Raw genomic sequence first — 19,634 nt, 5'->3', positions numbered from 1 at the left:
CGGGCCATGCTGAATATCTGTATCGTGTTCGCCCAACTGGAACGGGAAACCATTCAGAAGCGGGTGACGGACGCTTACTATTCCCGCTGCCAGCGCGGTTTTCACATGAGCGGCGCGGCCCCGTTCGGTTTCCAACTGGAACCCACCACCATTCAGGGCATCCGCACAAAAATGATGAAGCCCGACCCGGAAACGGCGGACATCGCCCGGCTGATGTTTGAAATGTACGCCCAGCCCTCCACCTCTTTCGGGGACATCGCCCGGCACTTCACGGACGAGGGCATCCTGATTTACGACAAGGAACTGACCCGTGGCTTTATCTCCCAAGACCGGCGGTTAGGCACTCTGAAAAAACACATCGAGCAAGCCGAGATTTATTTCAAGTACAAGGGGAAAAAGCCGCTGACCGAGGCCGAGCAAATCCTTTTCACGGCGGCGAAAGATTATCTCAAAGGCGTGATGAACGGCAAGACCGCCCTGCCGGTAAAGGCATGGAAAGCGGAGTATGCCAAGCTGACCGCCGAGAGGGAAACGCTCAACCGGCGGTATCTTGCGCTGAAAGGGGAAGTGAAAGAAGCCGAGCAAATCCGCAGGAGCGTTTACAGCATCTTGCGGCAGGAACAGCGGGAGCAGCAGCCCCGCAGGGCGCAGGATATGGAGCGGTAATAGACAGGGCGGCGGGATTGCCGCCGCCCTGTTTTAAGCAAACTCAATAAATTATCATTGTATTTTTCTCTATACAATATCCGGTTCACACATTCTGCGCCAAAAGAACCTTTTTTCGCGCATAGTTTTAGGGTCAACCTCTCTTAGCTTTTTCAAAATTGGCTCATATAGTTCCTCATGCTCAAAAAGACTGAATGTTGCGTCAATCTCTAACTGCCTTTTTACTTCTTCCCGAAGTTGGGAATAGAAAGACAGCCACAAGCCAAGACAATCAACGAAATGCCGGATGCTGTAATTCATTGTGCGAGGTATCTCTCTAATTTCGTCCCAGAGGTGTTTTTCACTTTCATCCATTTGTATCTGAAAAACTGCCCCGTTCTTCACATCCACTGTAATCAGTCCCATTGTATCCATTGATGCAATGTCTAAAAAAGTGTTTTGCAGATGGGCGTGCTTTTTTATAGTGGGTACTTCAAAAAATGTGAGTGGTGCGTTTGGCGTAATTTCATAGTTCGTATAGAGCGGAAGTCCCACCTCTGTTAAAAACTTAAATGTTTCCGGCCCTGGATAAAGTCAGTTGCCGTCTGGCTCTCATTGTCCTTGAGCTCAAAACGAGTGATGTTCGCCGCCAGCCAGTGTATCCAGGCAAAGCCCTCTGTTACCGGGTATGCGTCCTTATCTTCCAGCACAATGGCAATCGAAGCCGTGTTGCAGGGGGCATCCTCTACTATCCGTTTTCCCATATCTTCGGTCAGAGAATATTCTACATGAAGCGGATAGCCCTCAAATGATTTCTTCTGAACAAAGCCAAAGTCCGCCAGATCTTTCAACTGCTCCAATAACATTTTTTGAGTGATTCCATCTATCTCCTTTTCCAGCTTTGCCAGTGATGTAGCGCCCAATCGGAGCCGCCATAGAATAATGGATTTCCACTTGCCCTTGAGCATATCATGAACCAGTTCTAAAGGGCAGGTGTACTCTGTTCACATTTTCATAAAGATACACCCCTCTTAGCGAACTTATGTCCGCTGCCAGAGCAGCATATTATTTTCAAATGCTGCGTTTAATTTGCCGCTGTCCTTCAGCCACGCCAGATAGGAGCGGACGGTGCTGCCCACCAAAACGTATTGCTCAAAGCTCATAGTCAGCCCGTAATCTGTAAACAATCTTTGCAAAATCGCCTCAAAGCAAAGCGGTTCCCGGCAGATACTGGTAATCTTATCCGCAATCTCCAACACCTTGTTGATGTTATACTGTGCCAGCTCTGCCACATCCTCGGAGGCGGCAGCGTGGGCCGGGACAAACATTTTTGCCCGCAGGGATTTGACCATTTCCAGCGTTTTCAGATAGGCGGCAACATCATAGATAAAGCCGATCTGATACTTGTCCAGCGTTTCCCGGCTGGACAGGCAATCCGCCAGATAGACCACATCATCGGTTGTCCGAAAGCCCACCATATCAAAGAAATGCCCCGGCAGGGGGATGATTGCAAAACCCTCCGGCAAGGATTCCTTGGTCAGCTCCTGGGCGTCGCTCTCCTGGGCCATGAGAAATTTGTGCCGCAGCTCCTTACATGGATAGCCGCCGTACAAAAAGGACGGCTCTAGGACGGGGTGACGGGTAAAGGCGCAGTCGATCCCCGGCGCGTAGATCGTGCACCCGGTCTGGCCCTGCAAATATTTGTTGCCGCCGATGTGGTCAGCGTTGGAATGGGTGTTGTAGATAGCAGTGAGCCGCCAGCCGTTGGCATCCAGAAGCTGCCGTACCTTACGCCCTGCGTCCTTATCGTTTCCGCTGTCGATCAGGCAAACGTCCTGCTCATTCAGCCTCACCAGCCCGATCTTAGCTGGGCTTTGGATGTAATAACTTTGCTCCGAAACTTGAATCAGTTCATACATGATGATAGCCCTCCTTAATGGCTCGGATAGAAAATCGTGTTATAGACTGCGCACTCGTCCCCGGACAAGTTTTGATAGACGTGGGGCATATCGGCCCGGAAACGGACGGCCTGCTTCTCACTGACATCCACCGTTTTGTCTCCCAGAACAAGCCGCAGTGTTCCACGCAAAACAAAGATGTGTTCCTCCATACCGTCATTGTGCTTGTCCGAGGAATGGCGGCAGTCCGGGTCAAATTCGATATAGAATGTCTCCACATTGCGACCCGCTGGGTCATAGGTGAATAGCGGATAGGCCCGCATTTTTCCGCCGTCCCCTAAAATCATATTGGCCTGATCCAGGCTAACGATAGTGTACTCCGCCTGCGGCCCTTCCAGGAAGTAGGACAAAGGCGTTTTCAGACCTGTGGCGATTTTCCAGAGTATCGTCACTGTGGGGATGGACTGGCCGCGCTCGATCTGGCCCAACATGGGCTTGCTGACCCCAGTCAGGGCTGAAACATCATCCAGGGACATCGTTCGGGCGTTGCGCAGACTTTTCAGCTTCTCGCCAATTTTCAAATTCATAGGTTCCATTGTTATGACCGCCTTGTATGTTTTCACGCTTTTTAATGTGGTTATAGCATACATCGAAGAGCCGGGAAAGTCAACCCGTCAAAGGCGGCGCCTGGCATCTTTCCTTTTATGATATAATGTTAAAACTGTTTTGCGCTGTCCAGTTACGGTATCAAACCGTCCAGTTGCGGTAAATGCCTTTATCGCAGCGTCCGTTTGAACGAATAAACACATAGAGGAATAGAAACATGATAAAAATAGCGATTTGTGATGATGAAACCAACATCCGCTCCTATCTCACGTCATTGATCCAGGCGCAGTCCTGCCCCTGCGAGGTCGTGGAGTACGCTTCTGCCGGTGACTGCCTTGCAGACCGCCGGGAAATTGACCTGTTCCTTTTGGACATAGAGCTGGCCCCCTCCGGCCTGGACGGTATGGAACTGGCCAGTCAGATCAGGGAACGGTCAACCATGACACAGCCGGTCATAATCTTTGTGACCAGCTATGAGCGGTATGTGTTCGATGCCTTTGACGTGGGTGCGTTCCAATACCTGCTGAAGCCGGTGAACGAGGAAAAGTTCGCCCAGGTCTTTGCCCGTGCCGTGGAGCAGATCACAACCAACCGGGAAAACCCACAGAAAGGTCCTGTGCTGACGCTCCAATCCGCCAACACCAGCAAGACCATACTGCTGGACAGCATCTATTACATCGAAAGCTGCGATCATAAGGTTGTGCTGCACCTGCGGGACGGTCAGTTTGCCTACTACGCAAAAATCCGGGATTTGGAGCTGGAACTGCAAGATCAGTTTTTCCGCATCCACAAAGGGTATCTGGTTAATCTCTCCTATGTGGCCGGATATAGCAAAAGGTCAGTTGTGCTGACAAATGGGGAAAGGCTTCTGCTCTCAAAATATAAGTATCAGGACTTTGTGAAAGCGTATCTCCATTTCTTGAAAAAAGGAGCGGGTCTATGAGTGAAACAGGATTCCGCATTTTCAACAGTGCCTTTTCCGCCGGGGCAGGATTGTCCTATGCCGTCCTGCTCACCGCCTTTTTCAACCCCTTTATCCCCTCCCGGGGCCGGAAGCGGCGAAAACTGCTCCTTGTATTTTCCATCTACATTCTGTTTGAGATCGTATGCAACCGGGCCGCGCTGCCGCAAGGCTCTTTTGGTCTGATTCTGACAGCGCTGCTGCTGGCGGTATCAAAGTGGATTGACTTGGAAAAGCCCTTTGTGTCCCTCCTGACGCTGCTCTATTTCAACGCCAGGATTTCCAGCGGCCTGATGGTGCAAAGCCTGTACTTCATCATGGAACGGTCAATCCCTTTTCGCTTGGAACCGCCGGAGGCGGTCTTTCTTCGGGCCGCTTTCCTGGTTATGTTGTTTTTGGTGTCCCATGCCGCTATGCTGGCGGTCATGCTCTATGCCCTCCAGCGTCAAATGCAGAAACAGCGTATGACGCTCCACGGTTGGGAGCTGTGCTATCTCAGCCTGGTGCCAACGGCAGGGATTCTGTTCGGGCAGGTGATCTCCCGGCTTCTGATCGAGTTCAAGGACGGCGTTCTGCTCCAACTCTATGAGCGTCACCCGGCGTTTTTGGCGGTTGTGCCGGTGCTGGCCCTGTTGTTTTACGTTGGGGCCTACCTGACCATCGCCTTTCAGCAGGGCATGGCGGCGCTGCGGGAGGAACAGGCCATCCTCTATATGGAGCGCCAGCAGACACAGGCGATCCGGGCGCGTATCCATGAGGCGGAGCAGTTCTATACCCGTATCCGCCAACTGAAACATGAAATGCGGGGCCACATGACCAACATCAAGGCGCTGGCCGGTCGGGGCGAGTACGCCAGCCTGGAGGACTATATCGCCCGGATGGACGAGAGCATCAGCGACTTTGAATTGACGCTTCAAACGGGAAACCCGGTCACGGATGTGATCGTCAACGATACACGGCGGCGGAGCCTTGATTTGGGCATCCGCTTCCAGGTGGATTTCCATTACCAGTCGCCGGGGTTTGACGCCTTTGATATGGGTATCATCCTGCAAAACCTTCTGCAAAATGCGCTGGATGCTTGCGAGAGGCCCGGCGAGGGCGAGCGGTTTATTGCGCTGACTGGAAAGAGAAAAGGACGTTTCTTTCTGATCGAGGTCAAAAACTCTTTCGTGGGCGAGGTGGTGTTCGGGCAGGACGGTTTGCCTGTCACAACGAAAAAAGAGGACGTTCCCATGCACGGCATCGGCCTGTCCAACGTGCGCCGGGAGGCGGAGAAGTATATGGGAGAATTGGAGTTGAAAACGGACGATCAAGTATTTTCCGCAACGGTTTTATTGCAGGAAAGGAGCAGCTTATGAACAATACGATCCATCTCAACTATTTGACAAGGATGTCTGAGAGCTTTTTGAAAAGCGGTGCCGTTCAGCGGTCAACGGCGCAGGATAGCCGTTTTTTGAGTCTGACGGCGCAGCTCAGAACAGAACAGGCCGTTCCAGCGGGGAGGGCCCGCGAAGCTGCGGATATGAGCCTGGAGGCTTACAAACAGTCCATCTGGGAGAAAATTTCCGCTCTGCCGATGTCCGCTTCCAGCCAGATGCAGTCTATCTCCATCCAAATTACGGACGCAGGCTTTGAAGCTATGAAGAACGACCCGGAATACGAAGCATGGGTTCTGGATACGCTGGCACAGGATTTCCGCTTTGAGAACCCTTGGACATCGGTGTGCGGCGGAGGGTATGTGGTCCATCACTTTGGCGCCACGAAGGAGCAATATCACGGCGAGAGCTGGTATCCGGGCTATATGGGCAATCAGGGAGCGGCCATGTTTGAGGATAAGGCCAAGGGCAGCTTTTGGGAACAGCGCATGGAACGTCACAAAAAATATATGGAGCTCGCTGAGGAAGCCGCGGCAAAGCGGCGGCTGATGATGAAGCTCCGCATGAACGGCGGTTCCGTCAGCGCCGCAGAGCTTTTGATGGGACTGCTTTAAGGGAGGGAATAAATATGAGCAATACGATTCAGCCAAGTTATGGGACGCAGTCATACAGCGCCCCTGCAAAGGCCAGTGAATCCAAGCAGAACGGGGTCCAGAGCAGCCGTTTTCTCGATCTGGCGGCGCAGGCCAGCTGGGGGAGAACGGACACGCTGACCACCGGCATGAGCGGCCTCATGGGCATGGCAGGTTTGCCTGCAAGTCTTATGATGGATTTGTCGGTGCGGGCTACCAGGCAGGTTCGGACGGGGAGCGTGGAGGCAACCGAAGCAACCCAGGCTCCTTCTCTGGAAACCATGCTGAAAGCCAAATACCCCAACGTCTATTATCACGTCTTTGACGCCAGTAGCGGCTATTGGAGAACACGCAACGACTATCCCCATTATCTGTTGTACCAGGACGGGGACAAAGCAAAGGAAACGCTGGAAAATTGGCAGCCCACTGGGGCCAACCCCTTCTATGGCTCCATTGACGGCAGATTTACCGCTCCAAAGGAGATTCACGCCTTGGGCAGCGTCCCGCCTGGGAGCAAGGCTGTGGTCATTCATCCCAAGGTGCAGGAGCGCATGGAGACAGACAGCGCCTACGCCCAGGAGATTTTTGCAAAAATCGACGCCTGGTTTGCCTTTGACGCGGCGCGGAACGAGGCCAGCATGCCAGGGAGTACATGGGATATGTCCCAGGCCGTTGCCATCGGAGAGGACGGCAATATCTGTAACGCCTGTTCTTCCAGCGCGGGCGGCGAGATTACCTGCTCCAAGAGCGGTTCTGACGATGCAGAAAGCTGGTGGGATTTGCGTATGGCCCGTCACGCCGAGTTTATGAAGCTGGCGGTGGAAAAGCAAATCCAGCGGCAGATGCAGGCATCTGACCTGCTTTCTTCCAGCGCAGCAAAATCCCAGCTTGCCGCTATGCTGACGGGCGGAAATCTGCGGGAAATTTTTGGAAGTGAGATCGCCGGTATTCCGACGGAAACTGTTCTGGCCATCACACGGGCCCAGGTTTGGGGCAGCGGAGCAATTTTCTGATCCCTCTCAAAATAAATCAGAAGGGCAAGGCTCAGCAGGCCTTGTCCTTCCGATTTTTTACCGTTAGAATCTGACTAGTTAATAGATGCTGTTCTTATCATTCCGGCCCTTTTTGAGCAGCTTCGTCTTTGAACTGTGCGGTGGAGTATCAAAATTCAATCGCACCGCCCATAGTGTCAAAGCTCAAAACCTGGGCGGCATATTTTTCATCGTCTGCGGCAGGCTCTCGTCAATCACCATGACGCACGTTTTATTTTGCCAATCCATTTTGTTTCCCCCCCTTTTTCAAAAATCCTTTCCCCTCTGACAGCAATAGGCCCGCCAGCGTTAAAACCGTTCCGGCAGCAGCCAGGGCGGTGATCTTCTCACGAAGAATCACCACCGATGTGACCACCGTAATCACAGGAACCATGTAGATGTAAATGCTTGTCTTGACAGCCCCCAGCACCTTGACCGCAAAATTCCAGGTGACAAAGCACAAGGCCGATGCGCCCAGTCCCAGGAAAAGGATGTTGAACAGATAGACCGGGTTTGCAAAGCGGGTTAATTCCAGTTTGAAGTCAAACAGGAACAGGGGCGGGAGCATAAACAGGATGCCGTAGCAGAAAATACGCCGTGTGGTCAGAATCGTGTGATAGCCGTACCCGCCGATCTTCTTTGTCAGCACAGAATAGCAGGCCCAAATAAGCGCGGCCAGCAGCGCCAGTAAATCGCCAACGGGGTTCAATTCCAGTTTAGACCCGTTGAAGCTGATAAGGAAAATTCCAGCCATCGCAACGGCAAAACCAATGAAAAAGCTGGCCTCCGGCCTTTCCTCTTTCAAAAAGACATGGGACAAGATCGCGGTAAAAAACGGGGCAACGGAAATGATAACACCCACATTGGATGCCATTGTATAAGTGAGCGCGATATTTTCCAGAAGATAGTATAGGCAGATTCCGCACAGTCCCGCCAATCCGAAGGTCAATTCCTGCTGTCTGCTTGTACCTTTCAGAGACTGAGGCCAGACCAGCAGCAGAGCGGCCAGCCCTATAACGAAGCGGAAAAACAGGATCTCCACCGGCTGAAAATCCACCAGCAAGATTTTGGTGGAGATAAAAGTCGTTCCCCAAATGATGATCGTGAGCAGGGACGCCAGATTCCCCGTTGTGCTGCTACCTTTCATGGGGCGGTTCCTCCATATCCTTGAATATGTCCCGATAAATACCGGGGGCCAGCCCAATGAATCGGTTGAAATAGTTGGTAAAGTGGCTCTGGTCGGAAAAGCCGGTTCGCAGTGCCGCCTCAATGGGCGGCACTCCTTGTTCCAACAGCTTCTTGGCTTTTCCAATGCGAATGTTTTCCAGGTAACTGTACGGAGCCACGCCCTTTGATTTCGCAAAAGATCGGAGCAGGGTGGACTTGCTCAAACCGGCACAGCGGCATATTTGATCTAAATAGATGCGCTCGGCGTAGTGCTGTTCCATAAAGGCGCAGGCTTTTTCGATTTCCTCCCGGCACTCCGGGATACAACTTTCAAAGGGCTGGCCGTATTGCTGGATCAGCAGAGAAATCAGAAACAGCAGACTTTCTTCTTTCCCAAATTCATGGGAGCTTTTCATAACCAGCTCATGGAGCGGGCGCAGGTAACAGGTGACTTCTTCATCAGAGATCACGCTGCGCGAAAATCCGGGGAGTTCCCGCCTGCCGGTCGCTTCTTCCGCCAAGTCCAGCATAACCTCTTTTGTGATGTTAAAACCCCGGTAGTCCAGGGTTCCATTATCGCTTTGGATGCAGGCGTGATTGTCGCCGGGATTGAACAGGAGAACATCGCCCTTTATGATGGTATACTCCTGGTTTTTGCAGGACAGCACACGTTGCCCATCCTCCATAAATCCGATCACATAGTATTCATGGAAATGGTTCGGGAAGGGCTGAACGATCCCCTCAAAGCGGTAAGCCTCGATGTGCAGCTCGTCGTCGTAGACTACCGTTCGTATTTCTTTTTTCATACGTTTTCCTCCTTGCCTCTCCCATTATACCAGTCGGAATTTCTGTTGGCTTGTAAAATATCTTCTTCTTTGATGCTGCCAAACCATAACCACCGGTCGTGCCGGCGGTTTTCGCTTTACAAAAACGCCCCCCTAGTTCATCAGGGGGACGGCAAAATTAAGACTTCGCGTCTGAACCGAACATATAATCCAATATGGTCATAACAATTAGCCTGAAAGCATCGAAAATGCACCAGCCAAGAGTTTTAGAGCTAAGATGGAATTTTTTGTATTCCAGAGGACCTCGTGCATTCTTTTCTTTTGAAAGGCTGCTGTCTTCTTTTCTGCTTTCACTGTTTCCGTTGGAGTTTAAAGGCACATCCTCTTCTGACTGTATTGGGGGCGGAGTTTTATCAGATTGCTGTATCACTAGCCATATCCCTCATATGAATTATTTCATCATTCTGTTGAAATGCGGCAGCAGCTTTCATGGTATCGCCTCCCTTACACCGCTCTATTTACGAAAGTTTTATTCACATCTATTTCACTATTTGGCACTGGCACAATTGTCGTCAAGAAAAACCGCCCCCGGCGCTTGCAGCACCAGGGGCGGCTACGAGGGAAGTAAGTTTTCACGGGCCTATTTCCTTTTTATTATAACCTAATATGGAAGGAAACACAAGAGACCACCTTCAAAAAATCATCGGCCAGGACGCATTACAGGGGCTTTCTCAGTCCTCTGTCAATAATGACAAAATACTTATGAAAGCGCTGCATAAGTACGCGATGGAACGTGACATTGTTTCAAAGGATTATTCTGCCTTTGTCGAAATGCCATCTGTAGGCGCGAGATAGGAAAAAGGCGCGTACTTTGACCATTGGAGAGAGATAGGGTCTTTGGGACTTATCACACAAGCCAGCAGATGGCCAAGTTTTTACTGCGTTTATACGACAGCGGCTACACCCTTGGTATCGTAGACCGGGAGACATTCAAATTTGAGCTGCGTTCCCCGGTGTTCCCATACGCGAAGGGTTCCGCTCACAATCAGGCTCCGGCCAAGTAAGGATTTATCCCGGCTGGACCGCGGCCATTTGAAGGTGGGCCATTTTACAGAGCGGACATCTACTACAACACCATCGGCCTTTGGACGGCACCAAAGCCGGAAACTCTGGAGCAGGAATATATATAGCCTACTATCAGGCCATGCAGAAGCATAAAAGGACAGCGTAGCCGAAGCTAGGCCGTTCAAATAGGTAACTTGTCATTTATGGCCCCCGCCTTGGGGCAACTTCCTTATGGGAGCTGCTTCGAGGGAAGGCCCTGACTGAAGCGGAGCGCGGTCAGCGCTAGAGGTTGGCAAACACGTCCATCTGCTTTTGCAGCTCGCCCACAATCTCCTGGTTGGTGTCCATCCCCGCGGTGATGCCGGCCATATCGTTCACCAGCATATGGGTGCTGCCGGCCGCGCCGGTGATACCGGAGGCCGCGCCGTCAATGGCGGCGGAGATGCTGGAGATGGAGGCGGCGATCTCATCCATAGCGTTTTTTAGCCGGCCCGCCCTGTCGTTGAACTCCTCCATAGCGTGACCAATATAGGCCGAGTCCTCCCGGTACTGCCGGCCGGCCTGGACAGTGCGCTCCAGCTGGTCTATGACGGCCTGGCTCAGATAATCGGCCAGCTCCCGGGCGCTGCTGGCCAGGTATTCCACCGCCCCCGTGACCACGCCGCTGACCTCCTGGATGTTGCTGGCAGTTTCGGTACAGGAGTTGGCCAGCTTTTGCACCTCTTGGGCCACAACGGAAAATCCGGCGCCCGCCGCGCCGGCCCGGGCGGCCTCGATGGAGGCGTTGACGGCAATGAGGTTGGTGGAGGATGAGATATCAAGAATGTCCTTGGTCAGCGCACGGATCCGCTCTACATTCCGGCTCTTTTCAATGGCCTGATCCAGCATGTCCATGATATCTGCCGTCTTGGACCGGATCAGCTCCTTCTCGCTGTGGGCGGAACGCTCCATCTCCTCGGCCCGCCCCCGCATTTCCGCAGAGTATGCCGTAATGGCGGAGCACTCCTCCGCCATGCTCTGGGTATCCCCCTGGGTGCTGGCGGCATTGGTGCTGATGGCGGAGGTGCTGCCTGCGATCTCCTCCAGGGCGGCGGAGAGCTGATCCGTGAGGCCGGAGAGATTCCGGACGCTGCTATTGGAGGTCTTGGTCCGCTTGCGCACATCGCCCACTACGCCGCTGATGCGCTCGGAGCTGTCCTTGAGCGTGCCCATGGCGTCCTGAATGGGAGTGAGCACATATCTGCGGATGATCCGAAACGCCACCGCCACCAGGAAGACCCCCACAATCAGGGTAAAGGCGCTGGTGATGAGGGAAATGATGTAAACCAGAGTGAGCGTTCCCCTGGCCGCCGCTGCCCGGCTGCTGACGGACGCGGAGAGCGTATCAACAGCCTCCTCCGCCACGCCGCCCCAGCCGGCCACGTCGCCATTGGCCATGGCGTAGGCGTCCTGGGTTTTGCTGTCCGCGCTGGCGCAGACCAGATGGACCAGCGCGTGCTTGAATTCCGTATAGGCGCTCAGCAGAGATTGATAGGCGCCCTCGTCCTCATGGGAGAGGAAGCGCTCGTAGGCGCTCAGCTTTTCGTCCAGAGCCGCCTCCTCCGCCTTGATCTCCTGAACCAGCTGGATCATGGTGGCATGATCCGCCGCCACAATGTGGGACAGGGCCAGGCGGTGTATGTTCATAATGGACTGCCGGATATCCTCCAGCCGCTCCTCGCTGACCATGTACTCATCCACAATGGTTCCTGCGTTGGCGTGGACATTGTTGATGCTGAATACCGCCAAAATGTTGGATAGTAGCGCAATCAGGCCCAACAGAACAATGGGCAGGGCCAGACGTTGCTGTAGTGTCAGTCTGCCGTTCATACCGTTTCCCCCCATATCCGTTTTGTTTTACCGCTCGCTCACGCCCTCAACCAGCCGGTCCAGCTGGATCTGGAGGGATGCGCCGGAGGGGTTCCCCTGAGCCATGCTGCCGGAAAACTCGGCCACAGGGTCCCAGAATTTTCCGCCAACCCGCTGGAGCTGGGAGTAATTGGACTGCTCCAGCAGGGCCGCGATAGCCGGAGACGCCTGGACCTCCGGAGAGTTGGCCGCGTTGATATTGGCCGGCCCCTGGCCCCGCAGCGCAAAGCGCAGGCGCTGGTTCTCCTCGCTGACAATCCACTCCGCCAGCCGCGCCGCCCAATCTGGGTGGCGGGAGTAGGCATTCACGCCGATGAGCTTGCAGCCGGAGAAGGAAGCCATCTGCACCTGCTGTCCCGCGCAGGTGTAGGTGGGCAGCTTGGCCGCCCCCATATTCTCCCCCCACGCCTCCTTCACCGCCACCGCGTTCCACACGCCGCTGACGCCGGCGATGACAGAGCCGTCCTGTACGCCGGATAGGAACTCCGTGTCCGTCCGGTTGGAGAAGGCCGGGCTGGCCGCGATGTCCAGCATGGCCTGGGCCACATCCACCCCGCGGATGGGGCCGTCTGTGCTGTTCCAGGTGCAGTAGTTGGTCAGGCCGTCCTCGTTCAGCCCTACTTCCAATCCGGTATTGCCGAAGAAGGCGTAGACATACCACGCGGAGGACCAATCCATGGCCACCAGCCGCCCGGCCTGGGCGGCCGTCTCCAATATCCGGTCCAGACGCTGGACGTCCGCCTGTGTGAAATAGGATTTGTTGTAGTACAAGAAATAGCCGTTATCCGCGGTGAGGGGATAGGCGTAGAGCGTGTTCCCCACACTGGCCGCCTCCACCGCGGCGGGGAGGGATGCGCTTTGAATGGCGGCTCCGTCCGGGATCGGGTCCAGCCCGCCGGCAGCGGCCAGCGCGGACACCTGGTCATCAGCGAAGGCGAACACGTCCGCGCCCCCCTCCAGATCGCCCAGCAGAACGTCCTTGCAGTTGGACTCGCTTTGAGGCTGGTAGGTGATCCGGAAGCTGGCCTGGCCGGCGTAATGGGCCTGGAATGAAGCGAAGATCTCCTGGAGCAATGCCTCATCTTCCTCCGCGCCCCACACTGTCAGCGCAATGGTCTCGTCTGCCGGCGGGGTATCCTTGGGGAGCTGCTCCTGCTTTTCACAGGCGGACAGCAGGGATAATAAGCAGGCGGATAATACAAAAACGAAAAGCCGTCTCATCATAGTCTACCATTCCTCCCATAAATTCGGAGGTATTATAGCATGTTATGCGATTAATTTCAACCAGAAAACCGGTAAGAATATCGGACCGGAGGGCGGCGTCATTTAGTTAAGCGCCACCTCAGCCGCCAACGCGCCAGCAACTATTTTTGGTATGGCGCGGATGGGAGTAGTATGCCTGTGCTCGCTACGTTAATGCTCGTCCTCTTTTCACCGGTGGTAAAATTATCTTGACAGAAGGACAACAACGTGTTATATTTTAAATGTCAACATCGTGTTATATATAGAGGAGGCGATTGCTGTGATACAACAAATATCCGATGCTGAACTGGAGATTATGAAAATCGTGTGGGGGAACCGGTCGGAGGTGACGCTGTTTCCCTATATCATGGACGGGCTGGCTGCCAGGGGGAAGCCGTGTCAAAAGAATACCCTGATTGTACTTTTGTCGCGGCTGATGAACAAGGGGTTTCTGAGCGCCAAGAAAATCGGACGCCGCAACGAATATACCACGCTTGTTTCGGAAACAGAGTACCAGACAGCACAGACGAAAAATTTCCTGGACAAGATTTATGAGGGCAGCGCAAAAGGTCTGGTTTCCAATCTGATTATGGGCGACCTGCTGACGGACGAGGAATACGAGGACTTGAAAAAGCTGTTGGAGAAGGGGAAAGAGCAGCAATGAACACAGTTTTGAAAATCTTCCTCTCTATGTCTTTTTCCGGCGGCTTGCTCATTCTGGTCTTGCTTTTAGGAAAGCAATGTTTGAAAAATAAAATCAGCCGGCAATGGCAGTATTACATTTGGCTTGTTGTCATTTTGCGTCTGCTGCTCCCATTCAGGTCGGAAGTAAATCTGCTGGGAAAGACCTATCAAACGGTCGATCAGGTAATCACCCAGGCCGCTCCTTTGCCGCCACAGCAACCTGCGATAAATACTCCGGGAAATATGCGTGCTCCTGCTGTCGATTTGGAGCAAAATAATGAAAATGCAAATAGTCCGTCAGAGGATTTGACCGCCGTCCGCCCGCTGCAAGATATTGGGATGCTGTTTATCAATCACCTCTGGCTGGCTTGGCTGGTGGTTGCGCTGGCACTGCTGATAGGAAAATTAACTGCCTATCAGGGCTTTATGCGGTATATCCATGCTGGATTGATCCCGGTTTCTGACATTGAACTTTTAGACCGGCTTTCTATCGCGGCGGAGCAGGCTGGCATTCAAAAACCGATAGAGCTAGGTATCAATCCGCTGATTTCTTCTCCGCTGCTGACTGGCTTTTTTTGCCCGTGTATCATATTGCCAAATGCGGACATTTCCGAAAAGGACTTTCGGTATACCGTCCTGCACGAACTGACGCACTACAAGCGGCGGGATATGTTCTATAAGTGGCTGGTACAGATTACCGTCTGCCTGCATTGGTTTAATCCCCTTGTGCATCTTATGAGCCGGGAGATTACTAAGGCTTGTGAGTTTTCCTGCGATGAAGCTGTCCTTACGAAAACTGGAGGCGGCAGCGCATCGGACTACGGGAAAACCTTGCTTGACGCTATGGCGGCAGTTGGGACATATAAAGAAAATTTCGGCGCTGTTACTTTAAGCGAAAATAAGGAGTTATTGAAAGAAAGGTTAGGTGCAATTATGAATTTTGAAAAGAAGTCAAAGACAGTACGGCTTTTGACTGGCGCGCTGACTCTGTGTATGATTTTGGGCGCGGCGTTCATCGGCATTTACCCTACTGCCGCCGCATCCGATCAGCCGTCCAGTAAGCCGCCAGTGTCCGGGAAGCAGAACGCTACACAGGCCGAAGCCAGCGATCAGAGCGGCAAGAACTATACCGCCCAAGCAGAGCGATACTATGAGGCTGATAGTTTGCCGCTGTTTGAAATCACTTTCCCACGGTTGGACGAAAATGCTCAAAAGAAGTGGCTTGAAAAATTCTATGCTGAGGGCGACTTTGCTTTCTTCTCTGTTGCTGTGCGTAGACTTGACACAAATTCTTCTCTCTTTGCCGACTTCGCAGAAAAGGCATATACCGATGAAGAAATTGCGTTTTTCTCCACTCTGACGGACTGCATGGACAAAGCAGAACTGGAGTTTTGGCTGGATCGGGCGTTGGAAGATGACAGATGGGATTTCCAATCCATGCTTTTTAATAGGCTGGACAAGAGCGATGAATTTGATGAACGGAAAGATAAAAAGGAAAAAGAATGGGAGGCAGCGCAGAAGGCGGAATACCAAGCCGCAGGCATTACAATGGACGGCAAGGATTATTATTATAAAGGGCGGTTGGTCAATATCTTTCTGGATATCCGGGCCAACAAATCTTTTTGCATACTGAATATGAACCCGGCGGGAACCGTCAATATCAAAATCATCCGTGATACGGATAACAAAATTGTAAGCGCTGCTTATATGACTGAGGCAGAGGTAACGGAACTGCTGGAAGATATGAGCGATGATGATGACGATTAGCAGGAAAGTGTTGGGGGTAGAGTTTAGCATCCCCAGGTTATTCCCGTCAATTATGAAATGATGGCAGATGGGGAGATCGTTTGGCTGGGAGAGTACACATTGTCCGGAGGGGACAGGATTTGGTATGATGTTTCAGCGGAAACAGGAAACGGTTTGCAGGTTGGCTTTGCCAAACCTGGAGACACCGATTTGAACACGACCTATTACTCGGCAGCGAACTTGCGCCAGGAAGGGGAAATGCTGAAATGTACTTCCAGTTTTACCTTTGCGCCGCCGGTAAAACCCGGAACCTATAAGCTGTTTCTCCGGGCAACAGATGGTGCTTTAGGAACTGTAAAGGGCAGTATTTCGATTGGATTTGTAGCAGATGTATCTTGATTTTCTCGATTGCCAGAGCAGCGGCATAATAAAAAAACCGTTGTTTTGGCGGCTGGGATCTGTGTGCCCAAACAAAATTGCAGGTGGCCTTGCGGCGGTTTTGAAATAACAAATTTCAAGGCCGCCGCTTTCTTGTAAAGCGAAAATTACCGGTGTCAGTGCCAGTGATAAAATGTAAGAAAACGCCGAGGAAAAAATGGCCAGACAATGTAGATACATTACACAAAGGAGAGAACGACATGGACTATGGCCAGGGCCCCAGCCGCGCCAACCGGGGCAAGCACTACGTCCAGGGCCACTACAGCCGGGCGGACGGGCGCTCTGAGATGGTAGGCCCCCCGCCCAGCCGCAGATTTCGGCTTACGCTGAGACGGCCGCTCCCATAGTGGATACCTTGGACCAGTACGGCGACAGTGATTTTCTCCGCGCCGTGTCGGGGAAACCGCCCTCTAAAGCGTGGATGGTCATGGATGAGCTCATGGATACCCTCCGCGTGGTGAATCCAAGAGCCTAAGCGGTGTGATGAGAAAGATAGGCAGGATTTAAATAAGCCTGGGGTCGCTTCCGGGTGGAAAAAGTTCCACCACCTTTTCCACCGCCAAACAGCCCAAATGCGCCAGTAAATACCTACCTGCACCCCGCCCAAGTAAGAAATAAAAACCGCTGAATCCCTTGAGATACAAGGCTTTCAGCGGTTTTTTATGGAGCAGGTGAAGGGAATCGAACCCTCGTGTTCAGCTTGGGAAGCTGACATTCTGCCATTGAACTACACCTGCACAAAAATTTTACTTTACAGAACAGCTTACGCAAAATAGTATAGCATACTGCGCTGCCTTTTGCAAGAGCTTTTTGCTCTGTTTCCAAAAATATTTTGCTTAACCAATGATAGTGAGAAGCAGTATTAGTATACGCTCAGCAGAAAAAAGACTATATGCCACCCTCTCAGGCTGAGGTGCAAGGCTATGAGCGTATTTCCAAGTATTCAAAGAGTGTGCTGCCCACCGCAGTCATGCAGAGCGTAGGCTGGAGCTGGTGAGTATTTTATACGTGACGAACTATAAAAAGTCAAGAGGAAATCGACAAAAATTTTTGTGAGTAAAAAGGCATAACAAAGCAAGCCCCTCAATGGGGCCAAAAATTTGAGAAGAGAATTTGTCAGCGAATGAACGTGGGGGCATAAGGGATGTTTTTGGTCTGGAGGGTGTAAATTACAGGCAGCAGTTCATGAGAGCGCGTCTGAGCTTTGAGGAGCCGTATTTCACCATGTGGCCGGTGGATTCGGACTGGCCAGACTGGAAATAAGCGGGGGTACACTCCCGGTTATCTTAACTTTTTCGCACTTTTGCAATTTGTATATATTTGCCGCGTTAGTACAGATTATATACAAAAATCGCTCAAATCATTGCGGCGCAATCAGTTGAGAAATATATATTTTAACGTTTTTTTAATGTTATTTCCCTGTTGGCTTCAAGATTTTAATATTATAATAGACGCAACAAGACCAGACAAAGAAGCGGAGGCGTCTGTTATGACAAGAGAGACTTATTTGCAGGAGCTGTGGAGCGCTCTGGTGGGGAGAATTTCTCAGGAGGAGCTGGAGCGCATCATGGCCTACTATGAGCAGTGCCTGGACGAGGCGGGCCCCCAGGGGGAGGCAGAGCGGATGGCCCAGTGGGGCAGTCCTGCGGAGCTGGCCGCCCGGCTGGCGGGGAGTGGTCTGCCGGTGCTCCGCCGCCGCCCCAGCGGGCGGGCGAAGGCGGCGGTGCTGGCGGGTCTGTGCGGCCTGCTGGTGTTGTCCGGCGCGGCGGGCTGGCGGCACTGGTCCCGCATCGCGGGGTGGGGGCGTTTCGGCTTTGGGGCGTCTGTCAGTACGCCAGCGGAGTCTATGCCTATTGCGATAACAGAGGTAATGGAGGGGACGGGGACAGCGCAGGAGGACGTAGTTTACTATGAGGAGTGGGGCCTCCCAAAGCCAGAGGAAGGACTGGCTCCCTTTGACCGGCTGGACGTGGACATCGAAATCGGGGACATTATCATCGTCCAGGACGGTGGGAACTACTTCGATATTCTGGTGGACACCGGGAACTCCAGCCGGTACCGCATCACCTACGAGAATAAGGATGGGGTGCTCACCGTGCGCAGCCAATCCGATAAGGGCCTGAATCTGTCGGAAATTCCCCGGGGAACGGTCTACATTATCGTACCCTACGGAACCAGGCTGAACCAGGCTGACCTGCGGACCGAGCTGGGCAGCATCAACGGGGAGTGCCTGTTTACCGGTACGCTGACAGCCAAGACAGAGCTGGGAGATATCAATCTGTCCAATTTTGAGACGGACAGCGGAGAGATTTCCACGGAAAAGGGGTGCGTTACCCTGTGCGACTACACCGGCGGCACAACCAAGGTGAAAAATGAACTGGGGGATATCTATCTCAGCGGTACATTCCTGGGAGAGACCGTGGCGGAGACCGAGCTGGGCGCTGTGATGGTGGATGTCGCCGGCGCCCGGGAAGATTATCTGCTGGATTTGGCCACGGATTGGGGGGATATCTCAATAGACGGCGAGCCAGTATCTGGGGGCCAGAGGAAGCAGGGCAGCGGCAGCAATTACATTCGGGCTGCCGCCGAACTGGGCGACATCTATCTGAATTTCGGCAGCTAAACAAGAAAGGATCCGGCGGAACCAGAGAAAAGTCTGGTTCCGCCGGGCTTTTTTCAGTCAGAGCGGCCGAAGGTCTGGAATTGCTCCTTGGTGCCGCGGAAGACATTGAGGTCGATGAGAGGCTGACGGCCGTCATAGCCCTCCAGGCGGGCGGTGTGGCTGTACTGCCAGAAGGTCCAGCGGTGGAGCAGAGGAGCGACGACGGGGCTGCTGATCCACAGGGGATAATCCCGGTATTCCGCCCCGGTGAGATAGAGTTGATAGGAGCGGTAGGTGGCGTAGAGGATGGGTTTTGTACCATAATAGTCCTCCAGCCGGGCCAGCAGGGGATCTAAAATGGACTTGACCAGGGCGGGGTCCGGCGGGGTCTGCAAGTATTTCCCATAAAACTCCAGGTCGATCACCGGCGGCAGGGCCCCTGGGGTGAGGGGAACTGCGGCGATGAAATTGTCCGCCTGCCGCTCGCCGGGGCTGTCATAGCTGAAGAAGTGGTAGGCGCCGGGGCGGACCCCTGCGGCCAGCGCGCCGGACCAGTTCTCTGAAAAACGCACGTCCTGAAGGCCGCTGCCCTCGGTGGCCTTGATGAAGGCGAAGTCCACGCCCTGTCCGGCCAGGACCGGCCAGTCCACCGCCCCCTGGTAGGTGGATACATCCACGCCGAAGACCTGCCACCGGCGGGGCGGGGCCTCATAAGGCAACAGAATATACCCCCGCCAGCGCAGAAAGGCCAAAGCCGAAGCCAGCAGCACAATCAGCACGGCGGCCAGCAGCAGCAGACGGCCCAGTATTCGCAAAAGTTTCTTCCAGATAGGCAAGACAGACGGCGC

Annotated in this window: 20 protein-coding genes, 1 tRNA gene and 2 pseudogenes; 11 read left to right on the top strand and 12 right to left on the bottom strand. The window is 53.3% G+C overall.

Going from position 1 to position 19,634, the window contains the following annotated elements:
- A pseudogene (locus tag D1159_RS06235) lies at positions 1–327 on the top strand (recombinase family protein); the annotation flags it as partial.
- Between the two features lie 408 nt (positions 328–735).
- On the opposite strand, the gene D1159_RS06225 reads toward D1159_RS06235, so the two are convergent.
- The 5 genes and pseudogenes from D1159_RS06225 to D1159_RS06210 all read right to left on the bottom strand — a co-directional run bounded on the left by D1159_RS06225 (position 736) and on the right by D1159_RS06210 (position 3,139).
- Entirely contained in the window at positions 736–1,200 is a 465-nt protein-coding gene (locus D1159_RS06225) for an SUKH-4 family immunity protein (RefSeq protein ID WP_161844807.1), read from the bottom strand.
- Positions 1,201–1,205: 5 nt separating this feature from the next.
- Positions 1,206–1,409: a hypothetical protein gene (locus tag D1159_RS19140; RefSeq protein ID WP_347563644.1), complete on the bottom strand. Its 204-nt coding sequence runs from the start codon at positions 1,407–1,409 to the stop codon at positions 1,206–1,208.
- Positions 1,389–1,613: pseudogene (locus D1159_RS06220) on the bottom strand (helix-turn-helix domain-containing protein); the annotation flags it as partial. The gene D1159_RS19140 and the pseudogene D1159_RS06220, both read right to left, overlap by 21 nt.
- 72 nt (positions 1,614–1,685) lie before the next feature.
- The gene (locus tag D1159_RS06215; protein WP_161844806.1) at positions 1,686–2,564 is read right to left on the bottom strand and encodes an MBL fold metallo-hydrolase; all 879 of its coding nucleotides are present in this window, start codon (positions 2,562–2,564) and stop codon (positions 1,686–1,688) included.
- Positions 2,565–2,578: 14 nt separating this feature from the next.
- The gene (locus tag D1159_RS06210) at positions 2,579–3,139 is read right to left on the bottom strand and encodes an XRE family transcriptional regulator (RefSeq protein WP_161844805.1); all 561 of its coding nucleotides are present in this window, start codon (positions 3,137–3,139) and stop codon (positions 2,579–2,581) included.
- Positions 3,140–3,366: 227 nt separating this feature from the next.
- Here D1159_RS06210 and D1159_RS06205 point away from each other — a divergent pair, with 227 nt between their 5' ends.
- The 4 genes from D1159_RS06205 to D1159_RS06190 are packed head-to-tail and all read left to right on the top strand — an operon-like array spanning position 3,367 to position 7,131.
- The gene (locus tag D1159_RS06205) at positions 3,367–4,092 is read left to right on the top strand and encodes a LytTR family DNA-binding domain-containing protein (protein WP_161844804.1); all 726 of its coding nucleotides are present in this window, start codon (positions 3,367–3,369) and stop codon (positions 4,090–4,092) included.
- A complete protein-coding gene (locus D1159_RS06200) occupies positions 4,089–5,468 on the top strand; it encodes a sensor histidine kinase (protein WP_161844803.1) in 1,380 nt (459 codons plus the stop codon). Before D1159_RS06205 ends, D1159_RS06200 begins: the two co-directional genes overlap by 4 nt.
- Positions 5,465–6,100 (top strand): hypothetical protein, encoded by a 636-nt coding sequence (locus D1159_RS06195; protein WP_161844802.1) that lies wholly within the window; start codon positions 5,465–5,467, stop codon positions 6,098–6,100. Before D1159_RS06200 ends, D1159_RS06195 begins: the two co-directional genes overlap by 4 nt.
- Before the next feature lie 14 nt (positions 6,101–6,114).
- Positions 6,115–7,131, top strand: a complete 1,017-nt coding sequence (locus D1159_RS06190) for a hypothetical protein (RefSeq protein ID WP_161844801.1) — start codon at positions 6,115–6,117, stop codon at positions 7,129–7,131.
- A 250-nt stretch (positions 7,132–7,381) separates the two neighbouring features.
- On the opposite strand, the gene D1159_RS06185 is transcribed toward D1159_RS06190, so the two are convergent.
- From D1159_RS06185 to D1159_RS06165, 5 genes are all read right to left on the bottom strand, one after another.
- Entirely contained in the window at positions 7,382–8,296 is a 915-nt protein-coding gene (locus D1159_RS06185) for a DMT family transporter (protein WP_161844819.1), read from the bottom strand.
- Positions 8,286–9,122, bottom strand: coding sequence for an AraC family transcriptional regulator (locus tag D1159_RS06180; RefSeq protein WP_161844800.1), 837 nt, complete (start codon positions 9,120–9,122; stop codon positions 8,286–8,288). The genes D1159_RS06185 and D1159_RS06180 overlap by 11 nt, the downstream gene beginning before the upstream one ends.
- A gap of 157 nt (positions 9,123–9,279) precedes the next feature.
- On the bottom strand, positions 9,280–9,531 hold the full coding sequence (locus D1159_RS06175) for a hypothetical protein (RefSeq protein ID WP_161844799.1): 252 nt from the start codon (positions 9,529–9,531) through the stop codon (positions 9,280–9,282).
- Positions 9,532–10,448: 917 nt separating this feature from the next.
- Positions 10,449–12,035 (bottom strand): methyl-accepting chemotaxis protein, encoded by a 1,587-nt coding sequence (locus tag D1159_RS06170; RefSeq protein ID WP_161844798.1) that lies wholly within the window; start codon positions 12,033–12,035, stop codon positions 10,449–10,451.
- Between the two features lie 27 nt (positions 12,036–12,062).
- Positions 12,063–13,298, bottom strand: a complete 1,236-nt coding sequence (locus tag D1159_RS06165) for an extracellular solute-binding protein (RefSeq protein ID WP_161844797.1) — start codon at positions 13,296–13,298, stop codon at positions 12,063–12,065.
- A gap of 298 nt (positions 13,299–13,596) precedes the next feature.
- Between D1159_RS06165 and D1159_RS06160 the strand changes: the two genes are divergently transcribed.
- The 5 genes from D1159_RS06160 to D1159_RS19980 all read left to right on the top strand — a co-directional run bounded on the left by D1159_RS06160 (position 13,597) and on the right by D1159_RS19980 (position 16,659).
- Positions 13,597–13,980, top strand: a complete 384-nt coding sequence (locus D1159_RS06160) for a BlaI/MecI/CopY family transcriptional regulator (protein WP_161844796.1) — start codon at positions 13,597–13,599, stop codon at positions 13,978–13,980.
- A complete protein-coding gene (locus D1159_RS06155; protein ID WP_161844795.1) occupies positions 13,977–15,767 on the top strand; it encodes a M56 family metallopeptidase in 1,791 nt (596 codons plus the stop codon). The genes D1159_RS06160 and D1159_RS06155 overlap by 4 nt, the downstream gene beginning before the upstream one ends.
- Before the next feature lie 99 nt (positions 15,768–15,866).
- Positions 15,867–16,145: a hypothetical protein gene (locus D1159_RS06150; RefSeq protein ID WP_161844794.1), complete on the top strand. Its 279-nt coding sequence runs from the start codon at positions 15,867–15,869 to the stop codon at positions 16,143–16,145.
- Positions 16,146–16,384: 239 nt separating this feature from the next.
- A complete protein-coding gene (locus D1159_RS06145) occupies positions 16,385–16,531 on the top strand; it encodes a hypothetical protein (RefSeq protein WP_161844793.1) in 147 nt (48 codons plus the stop codon).
- Positions 16,531–16,659 carry a hypothetical protein gene (locus D1159_RS19980; protein WP_279280006.1) on the top strand — a complete coding sequence of 43 codons (129 nt, stop codon included), beginning with the start codon at positions 16,531–16,533 and terminating at the stop codon, positions 16,657–16,659. Before D1159_RS06145 ends, D1159_RS19980 begins: the two co-directional genes overlap by 1 nt.
- A gap of 188 nt (positions 16,660–16,847) precedes the next feature.
- Here D1159_RS19980 and D1159_RS06140 read toward each other — a convergent pair.
- Positions 16,848–16,921, bottom strand: a tRNA-Gly gene (locus D1159_RS06140).
- A 752-nt stretch (positions 16,922–17,673) separates the two neighbouring features.
- Between D1159_RS06140 and D1159_RS06130 the strand changes: the two genes are divergently transcribed.
- A complete protein-coding gene (locus D1159_RS06130) occupies positions 17,674–18,807 on the top strand; it encodes a DUF4097 family beta strand repeat-containing protein (RefSeq protein WP_161844792.1) in 1,134 nt (377 codons plus the stop codon).
- A 53-nt stretch (positions 18,808–18,860) separates the two neighbouring features.
- On the opposite strand, the gene D1159_RS06125 is transcribed toward D1159_RS06130, so the two are convergent.
- The gene (locus D1159_RS06125) at positions 18,861–19,622 is read right to left on the bottom strand and encodes a GH25 family lysozyme (RefSeq protein WP_243152140.1); all 762 of its coding nucleotides are present in this window, start codon (positions 19,620–19,622) and stop codon (positions 18,861–18,863) included.
- Positions 19,623–19,634: the final 12 nt, after the last annotated feature.

This window comes from Pseudoflavonifractor sp. 524-17, assembly GCF_009935845.1.
GTDB lineage: Bacteria > Bacillota > Clostridia > Oscillospirales > Oscillospiraceae > Pseudoflavonifractor_A.
Note: the sequence above shows the minus strand (reverse complement) of the source record. Positions and strands in the feature narration are given on the sequence as shown.